This window comes from Streptomyces sp. NPDC044044 (genome assembly GCF_056434405.1).
On the sequence record NZ_JBWKFG010000008.1, the window covers coordinates 506,776 to 514,798 of the forward strand.

Below are 8,023 nucleotides of genomic sequence, written 5' to 3' on the forward strand. Positions count from 1 at the left end.
ATGACCATGCGTCTGCCCACGTCCTTCGCCCTGTCACCGTGGATCGTCCGCAGGCTGCTGCCACGGCGTGTGCGCGTACGCCTGACGCTCCTGTACGGAGTGCTGTTCGTCGCCTCGGGCGTGGTGCTGCTCGCCATCACCAACCTGCTCGTCGCCCGCACCCCGGCGAACCTCGTCCTCGTCAAGAACCGGGGCGGCGAGCCCGTGCTCTCGCCGGGCGCCGACGGCCGCCTCTACCTCGGCTACCCTGAGGCCAACTCCTCCGTGCAGCTCAACGACATCACCCAGCAGCTGCGCGACCAGGCGCTGCGTCAGCACGAGATCGAGATGGACCACCTGCTTGTCCAGTCGGGCATCGCGCTGGCGATCATGGCCGTGATCGCGATCGTGCTCGGCTGGGTGGTCGCAGGGCGCGTCCTGCGTCCGCTGCGCACGATGACGGGCACCATCCAGCGCATCTCGGCCCGCAACATGCACGAGCGGCTCGCCGTCGTCGGCCCGGCCGACGAGCTGAAGGACCTCGCCGACACCGTCGACGGACTCCTCGGCCGCCTGGAGACGGCCCTCGACTCCCACAAACGCTTCGTCGCCAACGCCGCGCACGAGCTGCGTACGCCGCTCACCCTGGAGCACGCGCTCCTCGAGGAGTCCCTCATCGACCGCGATGCCACCCGCGAGTCGTTCCGGTCGAACTTCGAGCGGCTGCTTGAGATCAGCAAGCAGCAGGCGCGCCTCCTGGAGTCGCTGCTCACCCTGTCCAGCAGCGAGCGCGGCCTCGACCACCGCGAACCCCTCGACCTGGCGGAGATCACCGAGGAGGTCGTGGAGGCCTCGCGTCCGGAGGCGCGGCGGCGGGGACTGCGCATCGAGACCGCCATCGAGCCCGCGACGGCGTCGGGCGACTCGGCGCTCGTCCAACGCCTTGTGGCCAACCTCGTCGACAACGCGATGGGCTACAACACCCCCGGCGGGCACGTGGAGATCACCACCCGTACACACGCGGGGCGGGCCGTCGTCGCCGTGGCCAACACCGGCCCCGAGGTGCCGCCGGAGCAGGTGGAGCGGCTCTTCGAACCCTTCCAGCGGCTCGGACGCACCGCGGGCGACGGCCATCACGGGCTCGGCCTCTCGATCGTCCGCGCCATCGGCGTCGCCCACGACGCCGTGATCGGCGCACACGCCAGGGCGGGCGGCGGACTCGTGGTGGAGGTCTCCTTCCCGCCGCGGACTGATCCGCTCCAACGGGCCGCTCGGATTGAGCAGTTGGACGATGGCCCGGCCACCCGTTGAGAGGCGGACCGTGAACTCCTACCGTTGTCGCGGCGCCTGATGGATCCCCCCGTCCGCATGTGCCGTCGGACACGGCGAAGCCGTCTCGAGCAACGGGAGGAACCTATGGTGGTCGTGATGGCCCCCGAGGCCACACAGCAGGACGTGGACGCGGTCGTCGAACTGGTGCGGGCGGCGGGCGGTGACGCGTTCGTCAGCCGCGGCGTGACCCGCACCATCGTCGGCCTGGTGGGAGACGTGGACGCGTTCGACGCCCTCAATCTGTCCAACCGCCGTGGCGTCCTCGACGTCGTGCGGATCTCGGCGCCGTACAAGCTGGTCAGCCGGGAGCACCACCCCGACCGGTCCGTGATCAGGGTGGGCGGCGTCCCCATCGGCCCCGACACCCTGACCGTGATCGCGGGACCGTGCGCGGTGGAGAGCCCCGAACAGACCCTGGCCGCCGCGCACCTGGCCAAGGCCGCGGGGGCCTCGCTGCTGCGCGGCGGGGCCTTCAAGCCGCGCACCTCGCCGTACGCCTACCAGGGGCTCGGCGAGAGGGGGCTGCGGATCCTCGCCGACGTCAGGGACGAGACGGGCCTCCCGGTGGTCACCGAGGTCATCGACCCGGCCAGCGTCGAACTGGTCGCCCCCTACGCGGACATGCTGCAGATCGGCACCCGCAACATGCACAACTTCGCGCTCCTCCAGGCCGTCGGCGCGGCCGGCAGGCCCGTGCTGCTCAAGCGCGGCTTCGGCGCCACCATCGAGGAGTGGCTGATGGCGGCGGAGTACATCGCGCAGCGGGGCAACCTCGACATCGTGCTCTGCGAACGCGGCATCCGTACGTTCGAGACCGCCACCCGCAACACCCTGGACATCAGCGCCGTGCCGGTGGTGCAGCGCCTCTCCCATCTGCCGGTGATCGTCGACCCCTCGCATTCGGGCGGCCGCCGCGACCTCGTCGTCCCCCTCACCCGTGCCGCCATCGCCGTCGGCGCGGACGGCGTCATGATCGACGTACATCCCGACCCCAGGACGGCGCTCTGCGACGGCGATCAGGCCGTGACCCGGCCGGAGATCGACGAGCTCGCGAACATCGTCGCTGTCCTCTCGCCGCTGATGGGCCGCACGCTCACGCGGCCCGCGGCGCGAGCCGGGGTCGGTCCGGGCACCCGATAGGGGTGAATAGGGGTTTCCGGCTCTAGATCAATTCTGCTAGTGAGGGGTACCAGGCCGGAAAGCGCGTTGTTAGGGTGAGCGTGGTTCGGCCAGCGGGCTTCCGCCCCCATTCAGGACCGGGGCGGAATCCCGACGGAGGGGAAGTGGCGCCGAGTGCGGGTGTAGTTCTGCGAATCGACGAGAGATGTGCGGCTCGGGCTCATCACCGCAGTGGCGGTGATGTATTTCCGCGCACCTCGTTCATCGCCCGGACATCGGGCGAACCAGTCTTCTGAACGCGCACCACTCTTCACTTCATGGTCGATCTCTCCCGGATGCTGCGCCGATTCTGACCGGCGGGCGGTCATGCGCGCACGGGCGACTTCAGATCACTAGGGGGACTTGAGTTGGCAATACCTGGGCATGCGCAGATCGACCAACTTATGGTCGTCGAAGTCGAGATCACTTCGCTGTCGACGGCCGACTCACCGCGAATCTCCGGAACAGACCAGGAACACGTCGAGGCGCTGGCGGTGGTGCAGAGCCCCTTGCCGCCCATCACCGTGCACCGGTCGACCATGCGCGTCATCGACGGACTGCACCGCTTGCGGGCCGCCGAACTACGGGGGCAACGCAAGATCGCGGTGAAGTTCTTCGACGGGGACGCGGCCGACGCCTTCGTCCTCGCCGTCGAGTCCAACGTCACGCACGGTCTGCCGCTGACCACGGCGGACAGGAAACGCGCCGCGGGGCGCATCATCGCATCCCACCCGCAGTGGTCGGACCGGATGATCGCCTCGGTCAGCGGCATCGCCCCGGGAACCGTCGCGGAGATCCGCAGACGGGCCCCGGCCGAGCAGGCCGGCACAGCGGGCAGGATCGGCCACGACGGCCGGGTGCGCCCGCTCAACGGCACCGAGGGACGCAGGGTGGCGAGCGAACTCATCGCCGAGAACCCCCAGCTGTCCCTGCGTCAGATCGCGCGCGTCGCGTCCATCTCCCCGGAGACGGTCCGTGACGTACGCAACCGGATGATGCGCGGCGAGGACCCGCTGCCCCAGCGCGGGAAACGGGGCGGCGGCGAAGGCATCGCGAGCGCCCCGAGTGGTGGCACCGGGCCCACCATCGTGCCCGACCGTGACGCCGGCCAGGACCGCACCGCGGTCCTCAAACGCCTCAACGCGGACCCGGCGCTGCGCTTCAGCGAGACCGGCCGCACCCTGCTGCGACTGCTCAACATCCACACGATCAGCGCGGAGGAGTGGGACGAGATCATCGACAAGGCCCCGCCGCACTGCGGCCGGATCGTGGCCTACCTGGCCAACGAGTGCGCGGAGATGTGGGCGGAGGTCGCGGTGCGCGTCCAGCGCAAGGTCGCCGAGACGGCCTAGGACACTCCGGGCGTCCAAGTGGGCAGACTGCCCGGTTGGACGCCGATCTCGTCACACCGGGATTCCTCCACGGCCATGGACAGGTCCTTGAGTTCCGTGAGTTCCGAGATTTCTGTGAGTTCCGTGAGTTCCGCAGTGCGTCCGCAGCGGGTATCGCTCTGCCCCAACACCGCTATTTTCGCTCCCAATTGATGGCCTGGACGACGGTAATACGGACGGGAATGCAGAAAGGTATCGTCCTGCCGGTGAGCACATTGCGTGTCATGTCAGCGAGCACCATTCCGTAATGCCGAGGCAGGAGGATTCCGTCGCGTGTTGATCACCCAAGGACCTGGTGGACCTACCGTCGGAGGGCCGCAATCCGGGGCCCAGAAGCAATCGCTCCGGCCGGGATCAGTACGCCGGGCGATGTCCTACATGAAGTCGCACAAACCCGCGTTCGCCTTTCTGCTGCTCACCACCGTGGTGGATTCCCTCATCATCGTTTCGACTCCTTTGCTCCTCAAAGTGATCATCGATGAAGGAATACTCAAGGACGACGCGGGGGTCATCACGACCGTCGCCCTCGTCGTGGCGGGACTCGCCGTCGTCGACGCGATCGCGCAGCTCGTGCAGAGCTACTTCTCCGGGCGCATCGGGCAGGGCGTCAGCCACGATCTGCGGGTCGAGGTCTTCAAGCACGTACAGCGGCAGCCGATGGCGTTCTTCACCCGGACCCAGACGGGACTGCTCGCGAGCCGCCTCAACGGCGACGTCATGCTGGCCCAGCAGGCCCTCACCACGATGCTGGTCTCCGCGACCAGCGTGCTGACCGTGGCGCTCGTCCTGGCCGAGATGTTCTATCTGTCCTGGCTCATCAGCCTGATCGCCATCGCCATGCTGCCCCTGTTCATCATTCCCGGCATCTACGTGGGGCGGCGCCTGCAGCACTACTCCAGGGCGCAGATGCAGGCCAACGGCGAGCTGGGCGGCATCATCAACGAGCGCTTCAACGTGGGTGGGGCGATGCTCGCCAAGCTCTTCGGGCGCCCCCGCGAGGAGGCGGCCGCGTTCGAGGCACGAGCGGGCGAGGTACGCCAGGTCGGCATCATCTGGACGGTGTACAGCAGGCTTTCCTTCGTCTTCATGGCGCTGCTGGCGTCCCTGGCTACCGCTCTTGTCTACGGCGTGGGCGGCGGCCTCGTGCTCAATGACGTGTTCCGCATCGGAACGCTGGTGGCCCTCGCCGCGCTGCTCGGCCGGCTCTACGGGCCCATCACGCAGCTGTCCAGTCTGCAGTCCAATGCGCTGACCGCGATGGTCAGCTTCGACCGGATCTTCGAGGTCCTCGACCTCAAGCCCCTGATCGAGGAGAAGCCGGACCCGGTCGCCCTCGCCGCTCCGGGCAGCGGCCCCGCCCCGGAGATCGAGTTCGACCAGGTGTCCTTCCGCTACCCGCGCGCCAGCGACGTGTCCCTGGCCTCGCTGGAGTCCAACGCCCTGTCCGCGGCCGAACGGGCCAAGGAGACGGCCGAGGTGCTCCACGGGATGACCTTCCGGGTGCCGTCCGGCAAGCTCACCGCCCTCGTCGGCCCGTCCGGCGGCGGCAAGACCACCGCAACCCATCTGGTGTCCCGCCTCTACGACCCGAGCTCGGGAAGCGTCCGCATCGACGGCCACGACCTGCGCGACGTCAGCCTCGACTCGCTGCGCGACGTCGTCGGCGTGGTCAGCCAGGACGCGCACTTCTACCACGACACGATCCGCGTGAACCTGTCCTACGCACGCCCCGACGCCACCCAGCGCGATCTGCTCCGAGCCTGCGACGCGGCCCAGATCGGCGACTTGATCCGATCACTGCCGAGCGGCCTCGACACCGTGGTCGGCGACCGCGGCTTCCGGCTCTCCGGCGGCGAGAAGCAACGCCTCGCCCTCGCCAGGCTCCTCCTGAAGGCGCCCTCCATCGTGGTGCTCGACGAGGCCACCGCGCACCTGGACTCCGAGTCGGAGGCGGCCATCCAGCTGGCGCTGACCACCGCGTTGCGGGACAGGACCTCGCTGGTCATCGCCCACCGTCTGTCCACCATCCGTGAGGCGGACCAGATCCTCGTCATCGACGAGGGCGTGGTCCGTGAGAGCGGGACACACGAGGAGCTCCTCGCGGCAGGAGGCCTCTACTCCGAGCTCTACCACACGCAGTTCAACCGCCCCAGCACCAACGGAGCGGGCCCGGTCGCCCGCAAGGAGCCCGTGCTGCAGGGACCTGTCATCGGGAGCGGCCCCGTCCTGGGCGGGAGCGGCCCCGTGCTCGGTGGCAGCGGTCCGCCGCCGGCGGTCGGCGGCGAGCACATCCTGCGCCTCGGTGCCGACCCGGACGAGCGCTGAGCGCCTGCCTGAAGGGGGAAGTGGTGGAGTCGTCGGTGGTGGCGGAGCTGATCGCCGCACGGGTGGAGTCGTCGCCCGGCGCGGTCGCGGTCGAGAGCGAACGGACGCTGTCGTACGGGGAGTTGTGGACGCGATCGGGCCAGTGGGCCGCGCATCTGGCCGAGCTCGGAGTGGGCCGGGGCGATCACGTCGCGGTAGTGATGGAGCGGTCGCCGGAGCTGGTGACGCTGCTCCTGGCCGTGTGGCGGGCGGGCGCGGCCTACGTGCCCGTCGACGCGGGCTCACCGGCCGAGCGCATCGCCTTCGTCGTCGAGGACTCGGCTCCCGCGCTGGTGCTGTGCACCGCCGACCGCAGGGATGTGGTGCCCGAGAGCGCCGCCGTGCAGGTGGTGGACGACCCGCGGGTACGTGCCGCGGTCGCCGCCCGCGACGGCAGCGACGTCCGCGCGCCGGTGGACGGGCGGGACGTGGCGTACGTGATGTACACGTCGGGTTCGACGGGTGTGCCCAAGGGTGTGGCGGTGTCGCACGGCAGTGTGGCGGCGCTGGTGGGGGAGCGGGACTGGGGTGTCGGCCCGGGGGACGCGGTCCTCATGCACGCCCCGCACGCCTTCGACGTCACGCTGTTCGAGATGTGGGTGCCGCTGGCCGCCGGTGGCCGCGTGGTGATGGCCGAGCCGGGTGCGGTGGACGGCCAGAAGGTGCGCGAGCACGTCAAGGGCGGCGTGAGCGCCGTGCACATGACCGCGGGGTCGTTCCGCGTCATGGCCGAGGAATCCCCGGACTGTTTCACGGGACTCCGTGAGGTGCTCACCGGCGGGGACGTGGTCCCGCCCGGCTCCGTGGCCCGCGTGCGCGCCGCCTGCCCGGACGTGACCGTCCGGCACCTGTACGGCCCGACCGAGGTGACCCTGTGCGCGACCTGGCACGTGCTGCGGCCGGGCGACGAGACGGACTCCGTGCTCCCGATCGGGCGCCCGCTGCCCCACCGGCGGACCTTCGTCCTGGACGCGGCACTGCGGCCGCTGCCCGCCGGCGCGGTCGGGGAGCTGTACGTGGCGGGGCCGAGCCTGGCGCGGGGCTACTGGAACAGTCCTGGTGCGACGGCGGACCGGTTCGTGGCGTGCCCGTACGCGCCGGGTGAGCGGATGTACCGCACCGGCGACCTGGTGCGTCAGACGGAGGGCGGAGAGCTGCTCTTCGTCGGTCGCGTGGACAGCCAGGTCAAAGTGCGGGGCTTCCGCGTCGAGTTGGGTGAGGTGGAGGCGGCTCTGGCCGCCCACCCCGCCGTGGCCCAGGCCGTGGTCGTAGCCCGCGAGGACCGGCACGGGGAACGCCGCCTGGTCGGCTACGTCGTACCGGAGAAGCCGGAGGGCCTGGACCCCCGGCTCGTCCGCGACGACATCGCCAGGACACTGCCCGAGTACATGGTCCCCACGGCGGTACTTGCCCTCGCGTCCCTGCCCGTGACCCGCAACGGCAAGGTCGACCGCGACGCCCTGCCCGCCCCCGACTTCGCCGCGAAGGTGACGGGCCACGCGCCGCGCACCGAGGCCGAAGCGGTCCTGTGCGCCCTGATGGCGGAGCTGCTCGGCCTGGAGCAGGTCGGAGTCGAGGACAGCTTCTTCGAGCTCGGCGGCGACTCGATCATGTCGATGCAACTGGCCGCCCGCGCCCGGCGCGCGCACCTGTTCTTCAGGGCGGAGGACGTCTTCGAGCACACGACACCGGCGGCCCTCGCCGCGGCCGCTCGGTCCGGGGAGAGGTCCGGCGAGACGTCAGGCGAGAGGTCAGGGGAACCCGGGGAGCACAAGGAGACGGCCGGACGCGACCGCTCC

The 8,023-nt window shown here is 70.1% G+C and carries 4 protein-coding genes and 1 pseudogene; all 5 read left to right on the top strand.

Features of this window, described 5'->3' with window-relative positions:
- Complete coding sequence (locus AC07AG_RS30320; protein ID WP_478759301.1) at positions 1-1,290, top strand: sensor histidine kinase; 1,290 nt, start codon at positions 1-3, stop codon at positions 1,288-1,290.
- 117 nt (positions 1,291-1,407) lie between these two features.
- A complete protein-coding gene (aroF, locus tag AC07AG_RS30325) occupies positions 1,408-2,451 on the top strand; it encodes a 3-deoxy-7-phosphoheptulonate synthase (protein WP_478759302.1) in 1,044 nt (347 codons plus the stop codon).
- 422 nt (positions 2,452-2,873) lie between these two features.
- Complete coding sequence (locus tag AC07AG_RS30330; protein ID WP_478759303.1) at positions 2,874-3,821, top strand: streptomycin biosynthesis protein; 948 nt, start codon at positions 2,874-2,876, stop codon at positions 3,819-3,821.
- A 417-nt stretch (positions 3,822-4,238) separates the two neighbouring features.
- Complete coding sequence (locus AC07AG_RS30335; protein WP_478759304.1) at positions 4,239-6,185, top strand: ABC transporter ATP-binding protein; 1,947 nt, start codon at positions 4,239-4,241, stop codon at positions 6,183-6,185.
- A 62-nt stretch (positions 6,186-6,247) separates the two neighbouring features.
- A pseudogene (locus tag AC07AG_RS30340) lies at positions 6,248-7,921 on the top strand (non-ribosomal peptide synthetase); the annotation flags it as partial.
- Between the last annotated feature and the right edge of the window lie 102 nt (positions 7,922-8,023).

Bases quoted from the DNA above. Each gene is read 5' to 3' on its own strand.
- AC07AG_RS30320 (WP_478759301.1), top strand. From the start codon at position 1: ATGACCATGCGTCTGCCCACGTCCTTCGCCCTGTCACCGTGGATCGTC.
- aroF (WP_478759302.1), top strand. From the start codon at position 1,408: ATGGCCCCCGAGGCCACACAGCAGGACGTGGACGCGGTCGTCGAACTG.
- AC07AG_RS30335 (WP_478759304.1), top strand. From the start codon at position 4,239: ATGAAGTCGCACAAACCCGCGTTCGCCTTTCTGCTGCTCACCACCGTG.
- AC07AG_RS30330 (WP_478759303.1), top strand. From the start codon at position 2,874: ATGGTCGTCGAAGTCGAGATCACTTCGCTGTCGACGGCCGACTCACCG.